Annotated in this window: 17 protein-coding genes and 4 pseudogenes; 10 read left to right on the top strand and 11 right to left on the bottom strand. The window is 55.8% G+C overall.

Annotation, left to right across the window (positions count from 1 at the left end; genetic code table 11):
- Both Y71_RS30480 and Y71_RS28815 read left to right on the top strand, forming a co-directional pair.
- The gene (locus Y71_RS30480; protein WP_032951328.1) at positions 1–393 is read left to right on the top strand and encodes a hypothetical protein; all 393 of its coding nucleotides are present in this window, start codon (positions 1–3) and stop codon (positions 391–393) included.
- 45 nt (positions 394–438) lie between these two features.
- Positions 439–1,419, top strand: coding sequence for an IS5-like element ISKpn26 family transposase (locus Y71_RS28815; RefSeq protein WP_000019445.1), 981 nt, complete (start codon positions 439–441; stop codon positions 1,417–1,419).
- A 151-nt stretch (positions 1,420–1,570) separates the two neighbouring features.
- Here the strand turns inward: Y71_RS28815 and Y71_RS28805 are convergent.
- A pseudogene (locus Y71_RS28805) lies at positions 1,571–1,978 on the bottom strand (site-specific DNA-methyltransferase); the annotation flags it as partial.
- Positions 1,964–2,181, bottom strand: a pseudogene (locus tag Y71_RS30875) (PadR family transcriptional regulator); the annotation flags it as partial. The pseudogenes Y71_RS28805 and Y71_RS30875, both read right to left, overlap by 15 nt.
- 239 nt (positions 2,182–2,420) lie before the next feature.
- On the opposite strand from Y71_RS30875, the gene Y71_RS28800 reads away from it, so the two are divergent.
- Positions 2,421–3,191 (top strand): siderophore-interacting protein, encoded by a 771-nt coding sequence (locus tag Y71_RS28800; RefSeq protein ID WP_007372176.1) that lies wholly within the window; start codon positions 2,421–2,423, stop codon positions 3,189–3,191.
- Positions 3,192–3,294: 103 nt separating this feature from the next.
- On the opposite strand, the gene Y71_RS28795 is transcribed toward Y71_RS28800, so the two are convergent.
- From Y71_RS28795 to dhaK, 4 genes are all read right to left on the bottom strand, one after another.
- Positions 3,295–4,944, bottom strand: a complete 1,650-nt coding sequence (locus Y71_RS28795; RefSeq protein WP_007372177.1) for a glycerone kinase — start codon at positions 4,942–4,944, stop codon at positions 3,295–3,297.
- 74 nt (positions 4,945–5,018) lie between these two features.
- Complete coding sequence (gene dhaM / locus Y71_RS28790) at positions 5,019–6,437, bottom strand: dihydroxyacetone kinase phosphoryl donor subunit DhaM (RefSeq protein WP_007372178.1); 1,419 nt, start codon at positions 6,435–6,437, stop codon at positions 5,019–5,021.
- A gap of 10 nt (positions 6,438–6,447) precedes the next feature.
- On the bottom strand, positions 6,448–7,080 hold the full coding sequence (gene dhaL / locus Y71_RS28785) for a dihydroxyacetone kinase subunit DhaL (protein WP_007372179.1): 633 nt from the start codon (positions 7,078–7,080) through the stop codon (positions 6,448–6,450).
- A 10-nt stretch (positions 7,081–7,090) separates the two neighbouring features.
- Positions 7,091–8,161: a dihydroxyacetone kinase subunit DhaK gene (dhaK, locus tag Y71_RS28780; protein ID WP_007372180.1), complete on the bottom strand. Its 1,071-nt coding sequence runs from the start codon at positions 8,159–8,161 to the stop codon at positions 7,091–7,093.
- Positions 8,162–8,717: 556 nt separating this feature from the next.
- Here dhaK and Y71_RS28775 point away from each other — a divergent pair.
- On the top strand, positions 8,718–9,815 hold the full coding sequence (locus tag Y71_RS28775) for a glycerol dehydrogenase (protein WP_007372182.1): 1,098 nt from the start codon (positions 8,718–8,720) through the stop codon (positions 9,813–9,815).
- Between the two features lie 113 nt (positions 9,816–9,928).
- Positions 9,929–10,078 (top strand): annotated as a pseudogene (locus Y71_RS31155) (hypothetical protein); the annotation flags it as partial.
- Here Y71_RS31155 and Y71_RS28770 read toward each other — a convergent pair.
- Positions 10,068–10,283, bottom strand: a pseudogene (locus tag Y71_RS28770) (dihydroxyacetone kinase subunit DhaK); the annotation flags it as partial. The pseudogenes Y71_RS31155 and Y71_RS28770 sit on opposite strands and share 11 nt — an antisense overlap.
- Before the next feature lie 560 nt (positions 10,284–10,843).
- Here Y71_RS28770 and Y71_RS28760 point away from each other — a divergent pair.
- Together Y71_RS28760 and dhaR are read left to right on the top strand one after the other, a co-directional pair.
- Entirely contained in the window at positions 10,844–11,941 is a 1,098-nt protein-coding gene (locus Y71_RS28760) for a glycerol dehydrogenase (protein ID WP_007372185.1), read from the top strand.
- 89 nt (positions 11,942–12,030) lie between these two features.
- Entirely contained in the window at positions 12,031–13,956 is a 1,926-nt protein-coding gene (gene dhaR / locus Y71_RS28755; RefSeq protein WP_009653098.1) for a dihydroxyacetone kinase operon transcriptional regulator DhaR, read from the top strand.
- Here dhaR and Y71_RS28750 read toward each other — a convergent pair.
- From Y71_RS28750 to Y71_RS28735, 4 genes are read right to left on the bottom strand one after another with little or no spacing between them, the layout of a single operon-like run.
- The gene (locus tag Y71_RS28750; protein ID WP_007372187.1) at positions 13,934–14,464 is read right to left on the bottom strand and encodes a cob(I)yrinic acid a,c-diamide adenosyltransferase; all 531 of its coding nucleotides are present in this window, start codon (positions 14,462–14,464) and stop codon (positions 13,934–13,936) included. The two genes, dhaR and Y71_RS28750, sit on opposite strands and share 23 nt — an antisense overlap.
- Positions 14,465–14,818: a glycerol dehydratase reactivase beta/small subunit family protein gene (locus Y71_RS28745; RefSeq protein ID WP_007372188.1), complete on the bottom strand. Its 354-nt coding sequence runs from the start codon at positions 14,816–14,818 to the stop codon at positions 14,465–14,467.
- 16 nt (positions 14,819–14,834) lie between these two features.
- A complete protein-coding gene (dhaT, locus tag Y71_RS28740; protein ID WP_007372189.1) occupies positions 14,835–15,998 on the bottom strand; it encodes a 1,3-propanediol dehydrogenase in 1,164 nt (387 codons plus the stop codon).
- Between the two features lie 22 nt (positions 15,999–16,020).
- Positions 16,021–16,449, bottom strand: a complete 429-nt coding sequence (locus Y71_RS28735) for a GlcG/HbpS family heme-binding protein (protein ID WP_007372190.1) — start codon at positions 16,447–16,449, stop codon at positions 16,021–16,023.
- A 392-nt stretch (positions 16,450–16,841) separates the two neighbouring features.
- On the opposite strand from Y71_RS28735, the gene Y71_RS28730 reads away from it, so the two are divergent.
- From Y71_RS28730 to Y71_RS28720, 3 genes are read left to right on the top strand one after another with little or no spacing between them, the layout of a single operon-like run.
- A complete protein-coding gene (locus tag Y71_RS28730; protein WP_016241522.1) occupies positions 16,842–18,509 on the top strand; it encodes a propanediol/glycerol family dehydratase large subunit in 1,668 nt (555 codons plus the stop codon).
- A gap of 11 nt (positions 18,510–18,520) precedes the next feature.
- Entirely contained in the window at positions 18,521–19,105 is a 585-nt protein-coding gene (locus tag Y71_RS28725) for a propanediol/glycerol family dehydratase medium subunit (protein ID WP_009652918.1), read from the top strand.
- A gap of 2 nt (positions 19,106–19,107) precedes the next feature.
- Positions 19,108–19,536 carry a diol dehydratase small subunit gene (locus Y71_RS28720; RefSeq protein WP_007372193.1) on the top strand — a complete coding sequence of 143 codons (429 nt, stop codon included), beginning with the start codon at positions 19,108–19,110 and terminating at the stop codon, positions 19,534–19,536.
- Positions 19,537–19,538 lie beyond the last annotated feature (2 nt).

Here is a 19,538-nt window from a genome sequence, read left to right as displayed (position 1 = left end):
ATGAGAAAAATAATATTAAATGCGGTTGTTTGTTTATTTGCAATTAATGCATCAAGTTTCGCAATATCAGCGGAAAGCTCTCCATCTCGTGACGAACTGAATGACGTGATGAAAGTTCATGCTTCCGAGATTGCTGCTGTTATCGCATGTAAAGACTACCTCGAAAATGGCGAGGAACGTTTGACTGAAGCGAAATCAAAAGCTGGCCGTGTACTGGGTAAGATGGTAGGCAATCAAGCCAAGGGTAGCGAGTATGCTAGTCGGATTCTGGTAACTGTTAACGAAGCTAAGCCAGATGAGCAACTGAAGGCTGAATTCGACAAGGTCAACCTTGACCACTCAGTCCGCGTTGCAAAATGCGCTCAGCTAGGGAAGGTGCGAACAAGTTCCTGATATGAGATCATCATATTCATCCGGAGCGCATCCCAGAGGGACATCATGAGCCATCAACTCACCTTCGCCGATAGTGAATTCAGCACTAAGCGCCGTCAGACCCGAAAAGAGATTTTCCTCTCCCGCATGGAGCAGATTCTGCCATGGCAGAATATGACCGCTGTCATCGAGCCGTTTTATCCCAAGGCGGGCAATGGCCGACGGCCCTATCCGCTGGAGACCATGCTGCGTATTCACTGCATGCAGCATTGGTACAACCTGAGCGACGGTGCCATGGAAGATGCCCTGTACGAAATCGCCTCCATGCGCCTGTTTGCCCGATTATCCCTGGATAGCGCCCTGCCGGATCGCACCACCATCATGAATTTCCGCCACCTGCTCGAGCAGCATCAACTGGCCCGTCAATTGTTCAAGACCATCAATCGCTGGCTGGCCGAAGCAGGCGTCATGATGACCCAAGGCACTTTGGTGGATGCCACCATCATTGAGGCACCCAGCTCTACCAAGAACAAAGAGCAGCAACGCGATCCGGAGATGCATCAGACCAAGAAAGGCAATCAGTGGCACTTTGGCATGAAGGCCCACATTGGTGTCGATGCCAAGAGTGGCCTGACCCACAGCCTAGTCACCACCGCGGCCAACGAGCATGACCTCAATCAGCTGGGTAATCTGCTTCATGGAGAGGAGCAATTTGTCTCAGCCGATGCCGGCTACCAAGGAGCGCCACAGCGCGAGGAGCTGGCCGAGGTGGATGTGGACTGGCTGATCGCCGAGCGTCCCGGCAAGGTAAAAACCTTGAAGCAGCATCCGCGCAAGAACAAAACGGCCATCAACATCGAATACATGAAAGCCAGCATCCGTGCCAGGGTGGAGCACCCGTTTCGCATCATCAAGCGGCAGTTCGGCTTCGTGAAAGCCAGATACAAGGGGCTGCTGAAAAACGATAACCAACTGGCGATGTTATTCACCCTGGCCAACCTGTTTCGGGTGGACCAAATGATACGTCAGTGGGAGAGATCTCAGTAAAAACCGGAAATAACGCCAGAAATGGTGGAAAAAATAGCCTAAATAGGCTGATTCGATGTGTTTGCGGGAAAAAAATCGGCCCAGATCCGCGAAATTTTAATCAGCGAGTCAGCTTGGGAAGAAATGACCTGCTTATTCGCACCTTCCCTAGCAGTAGACCGTACGCATCGGTCACTTCCCATCCTTTAGTAGGTATTTTTTCAATACGTTCGCCGCGCGCACCCGCGCGTAGCCATAGCAACGGCGCAATGCGAACAAAGGCCAAGTTGTGGCTAACCGACTTCTCAGCTTCGTAGGTCAGAGTGAAAAACTCGGCATTTTCCTCAAAACCGTCAGACATTGGGAACTCGTCTGTAAACCTATAATTGACCTTAATCGGTTGTTCATTCGGCGTTTTGCCTGTGATAGCAGCTTGTACACGTGGTTTGGTGATATAATCACAGATCCCCCACTTTTCCCAATCAGGATCTCCAGGCCTTAAGCCCTGTTCGCGCAATTTTTTCTGTTCGTCGGCAGCGACTTCGTTGTTAGTGACGGAGATGCACTGGCGACGACCACCACCTCCGCCGCGACCGTGGCGGCGTCCGCACCCTGTTCGTGGTGATGTTCCTGGTGACAGCCTGCGTGGCGATGCTCTTCACTTTTGCAGCAGCCTGCATGGTGCTCACTGTGGCGGCTTTCGTGGTGATGTCCTTCACCCTTGCAGCAGCCTTCGTGTTGGTGCTCTGTATGTTTACAGCAACCTTCATGATGGTTTTGCATCATCGTCTCCTGATGTTATTTAGATATATCTAATTTATATCTAAAGTTTATCGACTTGCAAGTCTATAAAATAATTTTTGTTTAATTTAATGATTATTAATGGTTTTTATGGATTGCTGATAGCTGTTTAATCTCAAGCTGACTATATCAAAAAAGTGCTTGCAATCTTTTTGATTAGCAATCATTATCATTTAAAAATAAATTTAGATATATCGTATTATCTTCACGAAGGCGAAAAAATGACAAAAAACACCTCACGCTACCCACAGCGCGTGCGTAACGAACTACGTTTTCGCGAATTAACCGTGCTGCGCGTTGAGCGTATCGGCCAGGCGTTCCAGCGGATCGTGCTGGGGGGCGAGGCGCTGGATGGCTTTGTTTCACAAGGTTTTGACGACCACACCAAACTGTTTTTCCCGCAGGCGGGCAGCGTATTTACGCCGCCGGAAGTGACCGACGAAGGCATTAACTGGGGCGAGGGCGTGCGCCCGGCGACCCGCGACTACACGCCGCTGTACGATGCCGAACGCCACGAGCTGGCTTACGATTTTTATATCCACGATGGCGGTATTGCCAGCCGCTGGGCGCTGGAAGCCAACATCGGCGATAAGCTGGTGATCGGCGGGCCGCGCGGCTCGCTGGTGGTGCCGGAAGATTACGCCTGGCAGCTTTATGTCTGTGACGAGTCGGGCATGCCGGCGCTGCGCCGTCGCCTGCTGGGATTACGTCAGCTGCCGGTGACGCCGCAGGTGACGGCCATCGTCACCGTCGCGGATGCTTCGTATAAAGATTATCTGGCGGATCTCGACGGCTTTAATATCGAATGGGTGGTAGGCCACAACCCGGCGTTCGTCGCCGAGCGGCTGGCTCAGGTCAAGGTGCCGTCAGAAGATTATTTTATCTGGCTGACCGGAGAAGGCGGCGTGGTGAAATCGCTGCTGGCGCGCTTTGAGGAGCCGAGTATCGATCAGCAACTGGTGCGTTCGCAGGCGTACTGGCATAGCAAATAATCGGCAGTGTGGTAAACCCGGATGGCGGCGCGTTGCGCCTTCTCCGGGCTACCTTTCAATGGTGTTATGTCGCCCCGGTAAGCGCAGCGCCACCGGGTGAGGCTTAGCGTTCCGCCAGCGCCTTAAACACCATCGCCACCGCGTGGGCGCCGGGGTCCATATTGCCGAGCAGGCTCTCGCTATTGAGATAGGAGGCGCGTCCGGCGCCGGCTTTGCTCGACTGGCAGGTGCGATCCGCGCCGGCCTGCGCCGCGGCGAAAGCGGCCTGCAGATTATCCGGTTCGGCCAGCAGCGCCGCCAGCGCCGGCTGTAGAGCGTCAATCATCGTCCGGTCGCCCTCATCGGCGCCGCCGTAAAATTTCATCTGCCCCAGACCGGCGTTCAGCGCTTCCGCCATGCTGGCGCCTTGCTCCAGCTTCTGCCCGGCGGCGGTGAAGAAAATCGACATCAATACGCCGCTGGAGCCGCCCATCACCACCGTCAGGCGTTCGCCAATTAGCGCGAACAGCGTGGGTAAATCATTGAGCGGCAGTTGCTGGCGTTGCAATAGAGCGGCAATCTCACGCGCGCCAGCGGCGAAAGTGGAGCCGGTATCGCCGTCGCCCACTTTGGCGTCAAGCGCGTTGAGATGGGTTTCGAGGCCGGAGAGGGTGCTGGTCACCTGCGCCACGTAATCGCCCACCTGCGGGTTGGCCGATGGCGTAAAGGCGACGCGTGCGCTGGCGAGCGCGGACGGCATGATATTAACAGCCCGCGGCTGCACCGGCTTCTGCCAACTGGCGGTTTCGACATCCGACAGCAGCGCCTTTTCAATGCTCTCTTCCAGCACGATAGTGGTCAGCGAGAAGCCTTTCATATCCAGCGCCGTTACCAGCGAAGCCGGGCCAATCAACCAGTCAACGCGCGCATGGAGTGGGGTGTTGGCCAGCTCGCGGGTCAGAATCGCCATCTCGGCCACCGACACGCCGCCGAGATTATTGAGCATCACCGCCAGGCGGCCGGTTTCAGGTAGGGCGGCGGTCAGCTTCTCTACCATAATCTGCATGATTTCCGCGCTGTTATGGGTCGCGATCGTCGAGGCTCCCGGTTCGCCGTGGATGCCCATCCCCAGCTCGGCGTGGCCGGGCTGATGGCGCGGCGCGCTTTCCGCTTCCTGCGGCAGGTGACAGCTGGCCAGCGCCACCCCGATGCTGGCGGTATGGTTGGCGGCGTATTGCGCTTCACGCAGGACGGTGGCGAGGTTGAAGCCGCGCTCGGCGAAATAACCCGCCACCTTATGCACAAGAATAGTCCCGGCGATACCGCGCGGCTGTTTGTTATCCGGCAGCGAAATATCGTCGCCGACGATCAGCATCTCTACGTTATAGCCAAGACGGCGCGCTTTCTCCGCCGCGAGGCCGAAGTTAAGCCGATCGCCGGTGTAGTTTTTAACGATCAGCAGACAGCCCGCCTCGCCGGTCACCGCCTGAATCGCGGTGAGTACCGCATCGACGCTCGGCGAGGCGAACAGATCGCCGCAGACCGCGGCGGTCAGCATGCCTTTACCAATAAAGCCGACGTGCGCCGGTTCATGGCCGGAGCCGCCGCCGGAAATCACCGCCACGTTGTTTTTATTCAGATCGCGGCGTACCACTACACGGATCGCCGGGTCGCTCTCCAGGCGGGCGAGGTTGTTCCACGGGCTGGCAATAATGGTTCCCTCGATCACGTCGTTAACGAGGCTGGCGCGCTGGTTAAAAAAGAATTGAGACATAGTGGTTCCTGATCAGTAAGCGAAAACTCACCCTCCGGAGGCGGGCCCCCGGAGTGGTAACGGTCAAAGTGGATTTAGCGACGAATAAGACGTTGCAGACGCATATCGAGCGTGATGGCTTCGCCAGGCTGAATATCATTCAGCGCTTCGCCCTGCTGGCATAGCCAGGCGATCCCCGCCGCGCGGGCGATAATCGCGCCGTGGGCCTGTTCGCTGCCGTCGCGCAGGCACAGGCCGGTGACCTTGCTGGCATCCAGTTGGAGTACAGTCGAGGGATAAATATTGTCGGCGATAATAATCGTCGGCTCACTGGCGAATGGCAGCGTCTCCTTAATACCCTGCAGATGGCGCAGCGTGCGCTGCAGAATATCGTCGACATCGATATAACGGGCCTGCAGATAGGCGTCATCCAGCTGACGATACTGCTGGCTGAGCTCCATCAGCACTTGATGCCACGCCCATTCCGCCGAGCACTGTTCGGTGAGCAGGCGATCGTTGGCGGCATCAAACAGATCTTCATCGTCGAGCAAGGTGTGATGACCGGCGAAGATCGCCGCGATATCGGCGTTAAATTTGTGTTCCGCCAGCTCGGTGAGCGCATTGAGATCGGCCAGCGTCTGGTCGATCGCCTGGCGCAGGCGCTGCTGCTCGCGGGCGATGTCGGCGGCGGCGGGGAGCGCCGGTTGGATCGGCGCCTGCGGATAAATCATCGCGGCGCCTTCAACACGCGCAGGTATGGCGGGTTCCGCTGTCGGCTGCGCCTCCGGCGACTCGCCGAAGTTATCGGCGGCCAGCGCCTGAAACGCCGCCAGCGCCGCATCGGCGTCCGGACCGCGGGCCAGCAGGCGCAGCTTATCGTGGCGGCGCACCTGTAGCAGAGCGATTTGATTCAGACTGTCCGGGGTGACGCATTTGCCGTTTTTCTCCAGCACCAGGTCGGCGTTAAAACCCGCCAGCGCGGCGACCAGCTTTGATGCCGGACGCACGTGCAGGCCGTTGTGATTGTTAATAATGACTGAAACCGATTTAGCATCGCCGTCGTCAGCAAGCGTTGGGGCGGCGGCGTCAGGCGTGTGCGAAGGTAAACCCAGCTGAACCCGCTTGGCTTCCAGGGCGTTCATGGCATCGGCGATAACTTTGTCGATCCCGGCGCCGGAGGCGGCGCTGACGGTGGCCGCCAGCGTCCCTTCGACCAGCGGCGCGGCGCACAGCCGCACCTTTGCCGCCATCGCCGGATCGAGCAGATCGAGGGCGGTTTCGGCGCTGAGCAGGGCGCTGCCGATATCCATCATCACCAGAACATGGTCGGTATCGGCGACGGATTCGATCGCCTCCATGACTTTAATCGGATCGGTGCCGATCGGGCTGTCGGGATCGTCGATCCCGGCGGCGATCGCCAGCTTACAGCCATCGTTCATTAACATCTGCCGGGCCAGTTCTCCGACACCTTCGCCCAGCCGGGCGCTATGAGAAACAATAACCAGGTTTACCATCGCGATTTCCTTACTCTTTGGCGGCGGCAGCCAGCATCTGAACCATAAACAGCACCGAGGTCGCGCCGGGATCCTGATGCCCGATGCTGCGCTCGCCGAGATAGCTGGCGCGGCCTTTACGCGCCTGCATGGTGATGGTGGCGTGGGCGGCGCGCTCGGCCACTTCGCAGGCGGCATCCAGCGCGGCAGGGATAGACAGATGTTGCTCGCTGGAATGACGCAGGGATTCCACCACCGGCAGCCAGACGTCGCACATCGTCTTATCGCCCGGCTCCGCTTTACCACGGTTGACGACGCCGTCCGCGCCTTCGCGGATCATCTGATAAAGCTCGTCGAGGGTCAGGCTCTGATGCGCCTGGGTGACCTGGGCGGCGCGGATAAAGAAGGTGCCGAACAGCGGGCCGCTGGCGCCGCCGACGTTGGAAAGCAGCGTCATCCCGGTATTCTTGAGAATAAAACCGATGTCTTTATCGGCGATCGACGGCAGCTTTTCGACCACTTTGCTGAAGCCGCGATGCATATTGAGGCCGTGGTCGGCGTCGCCGATCTCTTTATCAAGGCCGGTGAGAAAATCGCTCTGTTTGGTGAAAATGTCGCCACAGCGGTACAGCCAGTCGACGATTTGCGTTCTGTTCAGTGACATGTCGTGCTCCTTATTTTCCCCAGTTCAGCGCTGGGGTATGGACCGGGGCGTCCCATAACGCCAGTGTGTCATCATCCGCTTTCAGCAGGGTGATGGAGAAACCCGCCATATCCAGCGAGGTGCAGTAGCTGCCGATGAGGTTGCGTTCAATCACAATGCCGGACGCTTCGCAGCGCTGGGCAAGGCGGTTGTAAACGCCGTACAGTTCGGAAAGCGGGGTGGCGCCGAGGTTATTGACCAGCGCGATAACCCGATCGCCGTTTTGCAGCGCGGTTTTGCTCTGTTTCACTTCCTGCCACGCTCCCTTGACGTTATCCCACTGGCGCAGCGTGCGGCTGTATGCGCCGTTTTCCAGCAGGGTATCGACCATCTCATCGACGGTTTGGTCGAGCGAGCTGAAGCGGCGGCGGTCGATACCCGGCTCGCCATGGATGCCGACGCCGAACTCCATCTCATCATCTTTCAGGGTAAAGGAGGGCTGTCCGGCGGCCGGTACGGTGCAGGCGCCCAGCGCGATGCCAATCGAGTGACCAAGGTTATTTAAACGGCGGCCCAGTTCAGCGCAGGCTTCCAGCGAGTCGCCGCGTTCGGCGGCGGCGCCGACCAGTTTTTCAATCAGCACGGTATTGGCGACGCCGCGGCGTCCGGCGGTATAGAGGCTGTCTTTTACCGCCACGTCGTCATCCACCACGACGGTGGTAACCTTAACGCCACTTTCGTGCAGCAGCTCGGTGGCGGTCTCAAAATTCAGGATGTCGCCGGTATAGTTTTTGATAATCAGCAGGACGCCTTCGCCGCCGTCAATCTGCATCGCGCATTCGAACATTTTGTCCGGCGTCGGCGAGGTGAAAATTTCCCCCGGACAGGCGCCGGAGAGCATGCCCTGGCCGATGTAGCCGCAGTGCATCGGTTCGTGTCCGCTGCCGCCGCCGGAGAGCAGCGCCACTTTGCCGGCGACCGGTGCATCAGCGCGGGTGACATAGACCGGGTCCTGGTGCAGCGTCAGTTCAGGATGCGCCTTCGCCAGGCCGATAAGCTGTTCACTCAGTACATCTTCCACACGGTTAATCAGTTTTTTCATTGTTTATGCTCCGTAGGGTAGGGGGAGGTCGCCTGTCTATAAGGGTAGCCCGGCGATGTAGTGATTCTGGCTGAGCGGGCGCAAAATAAAATGCCGTCAAAATTGGTTCCATAACGGAACGTAGAAAAGAATTTTTGTTCCTTTATGGAACATTAATTGCCGATAAACAGGAGAAATGCGAGCCAGCGCTAATAATTTGTCCGTTTTTTTCTGCTATCAGAAATGGGGCAAGGATGATTTTTTTCGCCATTGTGCCGCATTGAGGCGATTTTCTGCGTTAAAGAGGGGAGACGATAGCGGCTTTTTTGCCAAAATGATCCGATCGCGATCGCAATCCCATCGCTTTCTCAGTCACATTGTTTCAATGTGAAACGCATTATTTTTTTATCTGTTTCAGAACAGAACAAAAAAGGGAAAAATTTTTTTCGCCGCGGCTCGCCCTACAGTGGATGCATCGCTCCGGCAGCGTGGCTGTAAGCGCCATTGATATCAGGCGCCGCGGCATGACGGCCTGGGCTCACGTGTCAACATACGCACTTATTTGAGGGTGAAAGGAATGCTAAAAGTTATTCAATCTCCAGCCAAATATCTCCAGGGACCTGATGCCGCCATGCTGTTTGGCGAATACGCTAAAAACCTGGCCGACAGCTTTTTTGTTATCGCCGATGACTTCGTGATGAAGTTGGCGGGCGACAAAGTATTGAACGGCCTGCATAGCCACAATATTAGCTGCCATGCGGAACGGTTTAACGGCGAGTGCAGCCATGCGGAAATCAACCGCCTGATCGCCATTCTTAAGCAGCACGGCTGCCGCGGCGTGGTGGGTATCGGCGGCGGGAAAACCCTCGATACAGCGAAGGCGATCGGCTATTACCAGAAGCTGCCGGTGGTGGTGATCCCGACAATTGCCTCAACCGATGCGCCGACCAGCGCGCTGTCGGTTATCTACACCGAGGCGGGCGAGTTTGAAGAGTATCTGATCTACCCGAAAAACCCGGATATGGTGGTGATGGACACGGCGATTATCGCCAAAGCGCCGGTACGCTTGCTGGTGGCCGGGATGGGCGATGCGCTCTCCACCTGGTTTGAAGCCAAGGCCTGCTTCGATGCGCGAGCCACCAGCATGGCGGGCGGGCAGTCCACGGCGGCGGCCTTGAGCCTGGCGCGCCTGTGCTATGATACGCTGCTGGCGGAAGGCGAAAAAGCACGCCTGGCGGCTCAGGCTGGAGTGGTGACCGATGCGCTGGAGCGTATTGTCGAAGCCAACACCTATCTGAGCGGTATCGGTTTTGAGAGCAGCGGCCTGGCCGGCGCGCACGCGATTCACAACGGTTTCACCATCCTTGAAGAGTGCCACCATCTGTATCACGGCGAAAAAGTCGCTTTCGGCACCCTGGCGCAGCTGGTACTGCAAAATAGCCCGCTGGAAGAGATCGAAACCGTGATGGGCTTCTGTGAAAAAGTCGGCCTGCCGATCACCCTTGCCCAGATGGGCGTGAAAGAGGGTATCGAAAGCAAAATCCACGCGGTGGCGAAAGCCACCTGCGCGGAAGGCGAAACCATCCACAATATGCCGTTCCCGGTCACCGCGGATAGCGTCTACGCCGCCATCCTTACCGCGGACCTGCTTGGGCAGCAGTGGCTGGCGCGTTAAGTCTTTCACAAGGTTCTATGCCGCGGCGCATTGCGGCATCAACTCCTCCCTCCGGCAGCCGCTGCCGGAGGGTTTTGTCGTTTTAACTGTGTTAACTCCAGCGGAAAAGGGATATGACAGCTCAGACTCAGGGTGCGGAAAATGAAGTTTCAGCCGTTATCAGCCAGTCGTGGCATCGCTGCAGCAAATTTATGCAGCGTGAAACCTGGCAGGCGCCGCATCAGGCGCAGGGGCTGACCTTTGAATCGATCTGCCGTCGCAAATAAACCCAACGTGCGCGGGTTCGTGTCCTGAACCGCCGCCGGAGATCACCGCCACGTTATTTTTGTTAAGGTCGCGGCGAACCACGATGCGAATGGCCGGATCGCTCTCCAGACGCGCCAGGTTATTCCACGGGCTGGTGATAATTGTACCGTCGATCACGTCGCTAACGAGATGGGGGCGTTGATTAAAAAAGAATTGAGACATAACGGCTCCTCGAGGTTGAGTGTAAGACAAACCCCCGAATGCATGTTCATGGTGCGGAGGCGATAGAGAGATTCTGGCGAAGTCAGCATGGAAAAAAACAACACGAAAATGAGTTTCATTACGAAACGTGATTGCTGTTTTTTGTTCCGAAATGAAACTTAATTAGGCGAGAAATCATCACAATGCGAACTCGCTCGACTTTTTCCTCCTGCGATCAGAGCAGGCCACACGGCGCAGTCAGTCTTTTTTGCGGGGCTTTACCCAGGATGGCGCGTAATTGGGGAAATTTATCATCGTGTTTGTCGGTAATTTCGCGGTAACGGAACGGATCGAGATCGCAAATCTCATTATTTTTGTGGTTAAGCGTTCCAATATGAAACGCATGTCATTTTTATCTGTTCCATATCAGAACAAAATGACGAAAGATTTTTTTGTACACGCCTCGCCATACAGTTATTACATCGCTCCGGTACGTCCGCTTTCGCCGTCAACATCAGGCTAAACGGGTTAACGCCAGGGCTCACCATGTAAAAACATGTACTTATTTGAGGATGAAAGGAATGCTAAAAGTTATTCAATCTCCAGCCAAATATCTCCAGGGTCCTGACGCTTCTACCTTATTTGGTCAATACGCTAAAAATCTGGCGGACAGCTTTTTCGTGATTGCGGACGACTTCGTCATGAAGCTGGCGGGAGAAAAGGTACTCAATGGCCTGCACAGCCATGACATTAGCTGCCACGCGGAACGCTTCAACGGTGAATGCAGCCATGTTGAAATTAATCGCCTGATTGCCATTCTGAAAAAACACGGTTGCCGCGGCGTGGTTGGGATTGGCGGTGGGAAAACGTTAGATACCGCCAAAGCAATTGGTTATTACCAGAAGCTGCCGGTAGTGGTGATCCCGACCATCGCCTCAACCGATGCGCCAACCAGCGCGCTGTCCGTTATCTATACCGAAGCGGGTGAGTTTGAAGAGTATCTGATCTACCCGAAAAACCCGGATATGGTGGTGATGGATACCGCAATTATTGCCAAAGCGCCGGTACGTCTGCTGGTGGCCGGGATGGGCGATGCGCTCTCGACCTGGTTTGAAGCGAAAGCCTGTTATGACGCTCGGGCGACCAGCATGGCGGGCGGGCAGTCCACCGTGGCGGCGCTGAGCCTGGCGCGCCTGTGCTATGATACCCTGCTGGCGGAAGGCGAAAAGGCACGCTTAGCCGCCCAGGCTGGCGTGGTGACCGATGCGCTGGAACGTATTGTCGAAGCCAACACCTACCTCAGCGGTATCGGCTTTGAAAGCAGCGGCCTTGCGGGGGCACATGCCATCCATAACGGCTTTACGATTCTGGAAGAGTGCCACCATCTGTACCACGGTGAAAAAGTCGCCTTTGGTACGCTGGCGCAGCTGGTGCTGCAGAACAGCCCGATGGAAGAGATCGAAACCGTGCTGAATTTCTGTCAGAAAGTGGGCCTGCCGGTAACGTTAGCGGAAATGGGTGTGAAAGACGACATTGACGGCAAGATTATGGCCGTGGCTAAAGCCACCTGCGCAGAAGGTGAAACTATTCACAATATGCCGTTCCCGGTGACGCCTGAAAGCGTACATGCCGCTATTTTGACGGCAGACCTGCTGGGACAGCAGTGGCTGGCGCGTTAATCGGGCACAGGTAAATTTACCCAGCATCTTCTCCCCCTCTGACAGTCTCTGCCGGAGGGGTTGTCTATGGCAAAACAGCGGAAAGGGATATGACGGCGCACACGCATAGCATCGGGCAGGAAGTCTCTTCGGTTCTCGCCCAGTCCTGGCATCGTTGCAGCAAGTTTATGCAGCGGGAAACCTGGCAGGCGCCGCATCAGGCGCAAGGGCTGACCTTTGAGTCGATTTGTCGTCGCAAGACGGCGCTGCTGACGATTGCGCAGGCCGCGCTGGAAGATGCCTGGGAGTTTATGGACGGTCGTCCGTGCGCACTGCTGATTCTGGATGAATCAGCCTGTATTCTCAGCCGTTGCGGCGATCCGCAGACGATAGAACAGCTGGCGGAGCTTGGATTTCGCGACGGCAGCTATTGCGCGGAAAGCATTATCGGCAGTTGTGCGCTGTCGCTGGCGACGATGCCGGGGCAGCCGACAAAAACCTCTGGCGCTCAGCACTTTAAACAGGCGTTGCATCCGTGGTCGTTCTGCTCGACGCCGGTGTTCGATAACCATGGGCATCTGTTTGGCTCCATCTCATTGTGCTGTCTGGTAGAACATGAGTCCGTTTCTGATTTATCCCTGACGCTGGCGATTGCCAGAGAAGTCGGCAATTCATTGCTGACCGACAGCCTGCTGGCAGAATCCAACCGCCATCTGAACCAGATGTACGGGCTGCTGGAGAGCATGGATGATGGCGTGATGGCCTGGAATGAGCAGGGGGTGTTGCAGTTCCTCAATGCGCGCGCGGCGCTGCTTTTGCATCTCGACGCGCAGGCCAGCCAGGGCAAAAACATTCACGACCTGCTCAATATGCCCATGCTGCTGCGTCGGGCAATTAAACATGCCCGCGGTCTGAATCACGTCGAAGTCACTTTTGAAAGCCAGCACCAGTTTGTTGATGCTGTTATCACCCTGAAGCCGATTGTTGAGGAGCAGGGCAACAGCTTTATCCTGCTGCTGCACCCGGTGGAGCAAATGCGTCAGCTGATGACCAGCCAGCTTGGTAAGGTGAGCCACACCTTTGAGCAGATGTCGACGGACGATCCGGAAACCCGACGCTTGATCCATTTTGGTCGCCAGGCGGCAAGGGGGAGTTTCCCGATCCTGCTGTGTGGGGAAGAGGGCGTAGGGAAAGAGCTGCTGAGCCAGGCCATTCACAATGAAAGCGAACGCGCCAGCGGACCGTATATTGCCGTGAACTGTCAGCTGTATGCCAACAGCGTGCTGGGGCAGGATTTTATGGGCAGTGCGCCTACCGATGATGAAAATGGTCGGTTGAGCCGCCTTGAGCTGGCGAACGGCGGCACGCTGTTTCTGGAGAAAATTGAATATCTGGCACCGGAGCTGCAATCCGCGCTGTTACAGGTGATTAAGCAGGGAGTATTAACCCGTCTTGATGCCCGTCGGCTGATTCCGGTGGATGTGAAAGTGATCGCCACCACTACGGTTGATCTCGCTAATCTGGTGGAGCAAAACCGCTTTAGCCGCCAACTGTATTACGCGCTGCACTCTTTTGAGATTGTTATCCCGCCGCTACGGGCGCGGCGTAACAGTATTCCCTCGCTGATTTATACGCGACTGAATAGCCTGAAAAAACGCTTCTCATCCAGCCTGAAGATCGACGACGACGCGCTGGCACAACTGGTGGCTTATTCGTGGCCGGGCAATGATTTCGAGCTGAACAGCATTATCGAAAACATCGCTATCAGTAGCGATAACGGGCATATCCGGCTGAGTAATTTACCTGATTATCTGTTTGCCGAGCGTCCCGGTCTGGAGACCGCGTCTTCCCTGCTGCCAGCCAGCCTGACGTTTACCGCTATCGAAAAAGAGGCGATTATCCATGCCGCCCGTGTCACCAGTGGGCGAGTACAGGAGATGTCGCAACTGCTGAATATTGGTCGCACCACCTTGTGGCGTAAGATGAAGCAGTACGACATCGACGCCAGCCAGTTTAAGCGCAAACATCTGGAGTAGTTTCTTCGATTCTGGCCATGGAGAACAGCGCATCCGACAGCCGGTTGATATAACGCCTGGGTTCATCGCGTAACGTCAGCTTTTTGTCCATCGCGATGAGGATCCGCTCCAGCCGCCGTGCCAGGGTGCGCGCCACGTGTAGTTGTGCCGATGCCAGATTTTTCCCCGGAATGACAAATTCTTTCAGGGGGCCGCTCTGCGCCATATTGCGATCAATAAGTTGCTCCAGCGCCTGAATATCCTCGGCGTTAATCGTCTGCGTTAAGCGGGCGAGACCTTTCTCATCGCTGGCGAGTTCCGCCCCCAGCACAAACAGCATCTTCTGGATGGCATGCAGATCCTGGCGTAATTCTGCCTGGCGCGAGCTGGCATAGCAGACGCCAAGCTGGGAAATCAGTTCATCCACCGTACCATAGGCGTTAACGCGGATGTCGTCTTTGTCGATACGGCTGCCGCCAAATAGCGCGGTCGTGCCTTTATCACCGGTTCGGGTATAGATGCGATACATTTATTTTATCTCGCTGAAGGGAAGCACTTTGACCAGTTGGCCCGCATTGGCGCCGAGCGTGCGGATGCTGGCTATCCCAGCGGCGATATGCCCGCAGACCAGCGCCCGATCCTCGGGTAGCTGGGCGTGGGTTAGGGCAATATCACCACTGGCGCTGAGGCCGAGACCCACGCGTAGCGTTGAGCTTTTAGCCGCCAGCTTGCTGAGGGCCAGCGCGCAGTCATGCTCGTCGCAACAGATTGTCCGGCAAGGGACGCCTTGCTCTTCCAGCCCCCAGCATAGTTCATCAAGCACGCGCGTATCCTGCCAGCGTGAGTGATAAAACAGATGTACGCCCGGTGATGAAAGTGACATTGCGCCCCCTTATTGATCAGAATGCCTGACGGAAGATCCCGGCAATTTCTTTCTCGTTACCTTTACGCGGGTTGGAGAAGGCATTGCCGTCTTTCAGCGCCATTTCCGCCATATACGGGAAATCGGCTTCTTTGACGCCCAGCTCGCGCAGATGCTGCGGAATACCGATATCGGCTGACAGGCGAGCGATGGCGCGAATCGCCAGCTCGGCAGCATCCATGGTGGACAGACCGTCAGTGTTCTCACCCATAAACTCCGCGATGTCGGCAAATTTCTCCGGATTAGCGATCAGGTTATAGCGCGCCACGTGCGGCAGCAGGACGGCATTTGCTACGCCGTGCGGCATGTCGTACAGACCGCCAAGCTGATGCGCCATCGCGTGAACGTAGCCAAGGTTGGCGTTGTTGAAGGCCATACCCGCCAGCAAAGAGGCATAGGCCATATTCTCGCGAGCTTTCAGGTTGCTGCCCAGTGCTACGGCCTGGCGTAAGTTGCGGGCGATCAGACGAATTGCCTGGATAGCGGCGGCGTCGGTAACCGGGTTGGCATCTTTTGAAATATAGGCCTCAACGGCGTGGGTCAGGGCGTCCATTCCTGTTGCCGCAGTCAGTGGCGCAGGTTTGCCGAGCATCAGCAGTGGGTCATTAATGGAAACCGACGGCAGGTTGCGCCAACTGACAATCACAAACTTCACTTTGGTTTTGGTATTGGTCAGCACGCAGTGACGGGTGACTTCGCTGGCGGTACCGGCGGTGGTATTCACCGCGACGATCGGCGGCAGCGGATTGGTCAGGGTTTCAATCCCGGCATAGCTATAGAGATCGCCTTCGTGCGTCGCCGCGATACCGATGCCTTTACCGCAGTCATGCGGGCTACCACCGCCGACGGTAACGATGATATCGCATTGCTCTTTACGAAAAACGTCCAGGCCGTCGCGCACGTTGGTGTCTTTAGGGTTTGGCTCGACGCCGTCAAACACCACCACGTCAATACCGGCTTCACGCAGATGTTCGAGGGTTTTATCAACCGCGCCGTCCTTAATGGCTCGCAGACCTTTATCAGTCACCAGCAGCGCTTTTTTACCGCCCAACAGTTTGCAGCGTTCGCCCACGACGGAAATAGCATTCGGGCCAAAAAAGTTCACATTTGGCACCAGGTAATCAAACATACGATAGCTCATAATTTACCTTCTTAGATTTAAATTATAATTCAGAGAAACAATTCAGTGCGGTTTGCGCTAATAACATGTCTTGTTCGACAGTACCGCCACTTACGCCGACAGCACCGATTAATTTATCGTTTAACATGACAGGTAAGCCGCCACCAAAAATAACGATCCGCTGTTGATTCGTTAGCTGTAAACCATATAGTGACGCACCCGGTTGTACCGCGTCGGTAATTTCATGGGTCCCCTGCCGCAGACAGCAGGCGGTATACGCTTTATTAAGAGAAATATCACAGCTGGTGACGAACGCGTCGTCCATGCGTTGCATCAGCAGCGTGTTGCCGCCGCGATCCACCACGGAAAAGACCACCGGCACGTTGATCTCAAGCGCTTTAGCCTCGACGGCCTGCGCCATTTTTTTCGCCGCCGCCAGCGTAATGGTGGCGATTGGTTGGCTCTTATTCACAGTCTCTCCTGAAAATGTTGTAGGGCTGATGTCACGAAAATATCGCGATACAGCTATTTTTTATCATTGGGTTTGGCTTTATTTTCTCGCCGCGCGTTATTAAGTCAATAGGGTGAAAATTTAAAAAGTATTAATTTAATTTTGTGTATTAGTGTTTATTGATAATGATCATTTAACTTCGTCACAATTCGCTACGAATATTCCTGAGAACCGTTTCAATATGGAACGATGAATTTTTATTACGTGCCAAATTGGAACGAAATTAATTTTATTTTTTTATTGCTGTGCTCATTTAGAGTTCGGCCATTGCTGATGAAAGGCGAATGCCGGGAGGTGTGTCCCCGGCAATACGGCCCGGCGTCCCTATTTTTTATCTTTTGAGTCCATAAACTATGAGAAGATCAAAACGATTCGAAGTGCTTGCGAAGCGCCCTGTAAATCAGGATGGGCTGATTGGCGAATGGCCTGAAGAGGGACTGATCGCCATGGAAAGCCCCTACGATCCGGCTTCGTCGGTGAAGGTAGAGAATGGTCGTATTGTTGAGCTGGACGGCAAGAGCCGCGCCGAGTTCGACATGATTGACCGTTTTATTGCCGACTACGCGATTAACGTGGCTGAAACTGAACGGGCAATGCGGCTCGACGCGCTGGAGATCGCCAGAATGCTGGTGGATATCCACGTCAGCCGGGAAGAGATTGTTGCTATTACCACCGCTATCACCCCGGCGAAAGCGGTGGAGGTGATGGCGCAAATGAACGTGGTGGAAATGATGATGGCGCTGCAAAAAATGCGCGCCAGACGCACGCCGTCCAACCAGTGCCATGTCACCAACCTGAAAGACAACCCGGTACAGATTGCCGCCGATGCGGCTGAAGCGGGGATCCGTGGTTTTTCAGAACAGGAAACGACGGTCGGGATCGCCCGCTATGCGCCGTTTAACGCCCTGGCGCTGCTGGTCGGTTCCCAGTGCGGTCGCCCCGGCGTGCTGACGCAATGTTCCGTTGAGGAGGCGACTGAGCTGGAGCTGGGGATGCGCGGGTTAACCAGCTACGCCGAAACCGTGTCGGTATACGGTACAGAGTCTGTGTTTACCGACGGCGATGATACGCCGTGGTCCAAAGCGTTTCTCGCCTCGGCCTATGCGTCTCGCGGACTGAAAATGCGTTACACCTCTGGCACCGGTTCGGAAGCGCTGATGGGCTATTCCGAGAGTAAATCGATGCTCTATCTGGAGTCGCGCTGCATCTTTATCACCAAAGGCGCGGGCGTACAGGGGCTGCAAAACGGTGCGGTCAGCTGTATTGGCATGACCGGCGCGGTGCCGTCGGGGATCCGCGCGGTGCTGGCGGAAAACCTGATTGCCTCAATGCTCGACCTTGAAGTGGCCTCCGCCAATGACCAGACCTTTTCCCACTCTGATATTCGCCGTACCGCCCGTACCCTGATGCAAATGCTTCCCGGCACCGACTTTATCTTCTCCGGCTATAGCGCCGTACCGAACTACGACAACATGTTTGCCGGGTCGAACTTCGACGCGGAAGACTTCGATGATTACAACATTCTGCAACGCGATCTGATGGTTGATGGTGGTCTGCGTCCTGTAACCGAAGAAGAAACCATCGCCATCCGCAACAAGGCGGCACGCGCCATTCAGGCAGTGTTCCGCGAACTGGGCCTGCCGCTGATTAGCGATGAAGAAGTCGAAGCTGCTACTTATGCTCACGGCAGCAAAGATATGCCCGCGCGCAATGTGGTGGAAGATCTGGCCGCCGTGGAAGAGATGATGAAGCGCAATATCACCGGGCTGGATATCGTCGGCGCACTAAGCCGTAGCGGTTTCGAAGATATCGCCAGTAACATCCTCAATATGCTGAGACAGCGTGTTACCGGTGATTACCTGCAAACGTCGGCTATTCTGGATCGCCAGTTCGACGTCGTCAGCGCCGTCAACGACATCAATGATTATCAGGGACCTGGTACCGGCTATCGCATCAGTGCCGAACGCTGGGCGGAAATTAAAAATATTGCGGGCGTGGTTCAGCCCGGCTCGATCGAATAAGGCGGTACACAGTGGAATGCACAACTGAACGTAAGCCGGTTTTCATCTTACAGGTGAGCGAAGGCGAGGCGGCTAAAGCGGACGAACGCGTGGATGAAGTCGTGATAGGCGTCGGCCCGGCCTTTGATAAGTATCAGCATAAAACCTTGATTGATATGCCGCACAACGCGATTTTGAAAGAGCTGGTTGCTGGCATCGAAGAAGAGGGGCTGCATGCGCGAGTAGTGAGGATCCTGCGCACCTCAGATGTTTCTTTTATGGCATGGGATGCGGCAAATCTCAGCGGCTCAGGCATTGGGATTGGTATCCAGTCGAAAGGAACCACGGTGATTCATCAGCGCGATCTGCTGCCGCTAAGTAACCTGGAACTGTTTTCTCAGGCTCCGCTGCTGACGCTGGAAACCTATCGTCAGATTGGTAAAAACGCCGCACGCTATGCACGCAAAGAGTCGCCTTCGCCGGTGCCAGTGGTCAATGACCAGATGGTGCGCCCTAAATTTATGGCCAAGGCCGCGCTGTTTCACATCAAAGAAACCAAACACGTGGTGCAGGATGCTGCGCCTGTCACGTTGCATATTGCACTGGTAAGGGAATGACCATGAACGACAACATCATGACCGCGCAGGATTACCCATTAGCCACCCGCTGCCCGGAGAAAATCCGGACGCCTGGCGGCAAGCCGCTAACCGACATTACCCTTGAGAATGTGCTGGCGGGCCGCGTAGGGCCGCAGGATGTGCGTATTTCTCAGCAAACGCTGGAGTACCAGGCGCAGATTGCCGAGCAGATGCAGCGTCATGCCGTGGCGCGCAATTTTCGTCGTGCGGCAGAACTGATTGCGATCCCGGATGCCCGCATTCTGGAGATCTACAACGCACTGAGGCCGTTTCGTTCTTCGTTCGCCGAGTTGCAGGCCATTGCCGATGAACTGGAACACACCTGGCACGCCACGGTGAACGCCGGGTTTGTCCGCGAGTCGGCAGAGGTATACCAGCAGAGAAATAAGCTGCGTAAAGGCAGTCAGTGACG

Origin of the sequence: Kosakonia radicincitans DSM 16656 (assembly GCF_000280495.2) — a bacterium.
In the GTDB taxonomy this organism is placed as follows: Bacteria; Pseudomonadota; Gammaproteobacteria; order Enterobacterales; family Enterobacteriaceae; genus Kosakonia; species Kosakonia radicincitans.
Note: the sequence above shows the minus strand (reverse complement) of the source record. Positions and strands in the feature narration are given on the sequence as shown.

What these genes read in the sequence shown, in the direction of transcription:
- Y71_RS30480 (WP_032951328.1), top strand. Translation starts at nt 1, where the DNA reads ATGAGAAAAATAATATTAAATGCGGTTGTTTGTTTATTTGCAATTAAT.
- Y71_RS28815 (WP_000019445.1), top strand. Translation starts at nt 439, where the DNA reads ATGAGCCATCAACTCACCTTCGCCGATAGTGAATTCAGCACTAAGCGC.
- Y71_RS28800 (WP_007372176.1), top strand. Translation starts at nt 2,421, where the DNA reads ATGACAAAAAACACCTCACGCTACCCACAGCGCGTGCGTAACGAACTA.
- Y71_RS28795 (WP_007372177.1), bottom strand. Translation starts at nt 4,944, where the DNA reads ATGTCTCAATTCTTTTTTAACCAGCGCGCCAGCCTCGTTAACGACGTG.
- dhaM (WP_007372178.1), bottom strand. Translation starts at nt 6,437, where the DNA reads ATGGTAAACCTGGTTATTGTTTCTCATAGCGCCCGGCTGGGCGAAGGT.
- dhaL (WP_007372179.1), bottom strand. Translation starts at nt 7,080, where the DNA reads ATGTCACTGAACAGAACGCAAATCGTCGACTGGCTGTACCGCTGTGGC.
- dhaK (WP_007372180.1), bottom strand. Translation starts at nt 8,161, where the DNA reads ATGAAAAAACTGATTAACCGTGTGGAAGATGTACTGAGTGAACAGCTT.
- Y71_RS28775 (WP_007372182.1), top strand. Translation starts at nt 8,718, where the DNA reads ATGCTAAAAGTTATTCAATCTCCAGCCAAATATCTCCAGGGACCTGAT.
- Y71_RS28760 (WP_007372185.1), top strand. Translation starts at nt 10,844, where the DNA reads ATGCTAAAAGTTATTCAATCTCCAGCCAAATATCTCCAGGGTCCTGAC.
- dhaR (WP_009653098.1), top strand. Translation starts at nt 12,031, where the DNA reads ATGACGGCGCACACGCATAGCATCGGGCAGGAAGTCTCTTCGGTTCTC.
- Y71_RS28750 (WP_007372187.1), bottom strand. Translation starts at nt 14,464, where the DNA reads ATGTATCGCATCTATACCCGAACCGGTGATAAAGGCACGACCGCGCTA.
- Y71_RS28745 (WP_007372188.1), bottom strand. Translation starts at nt 14,818, where the DNA reads ATGTCACTTTCATCACCGGGCGTACATCTGTTTTATCACTCACGCTGG.
- dhaT (WP_007372189.1), bottom strand. Translation starts at nt 15,998, where the DNA reads ATGAGCTATCGTATGTTTGATTACCTGGTGCCAAATGTGAACTTTTTT.
- Y71_RS28730 (WP_016241522.1), top strand. Translation starts at nt 16,842, where the DNA reads ATGAGAAGATCAAAACGATTCGAAGTGCTTGCGAAGCGCCCTGTAAAT.
- Y71_RS28720 (WP_007372193.1), top strand. Translation starts at nt 19,108, where the DNA reads ATGAACGACAACATCATGACCGCGCAGGATTACCCATTAGCCACCCGC.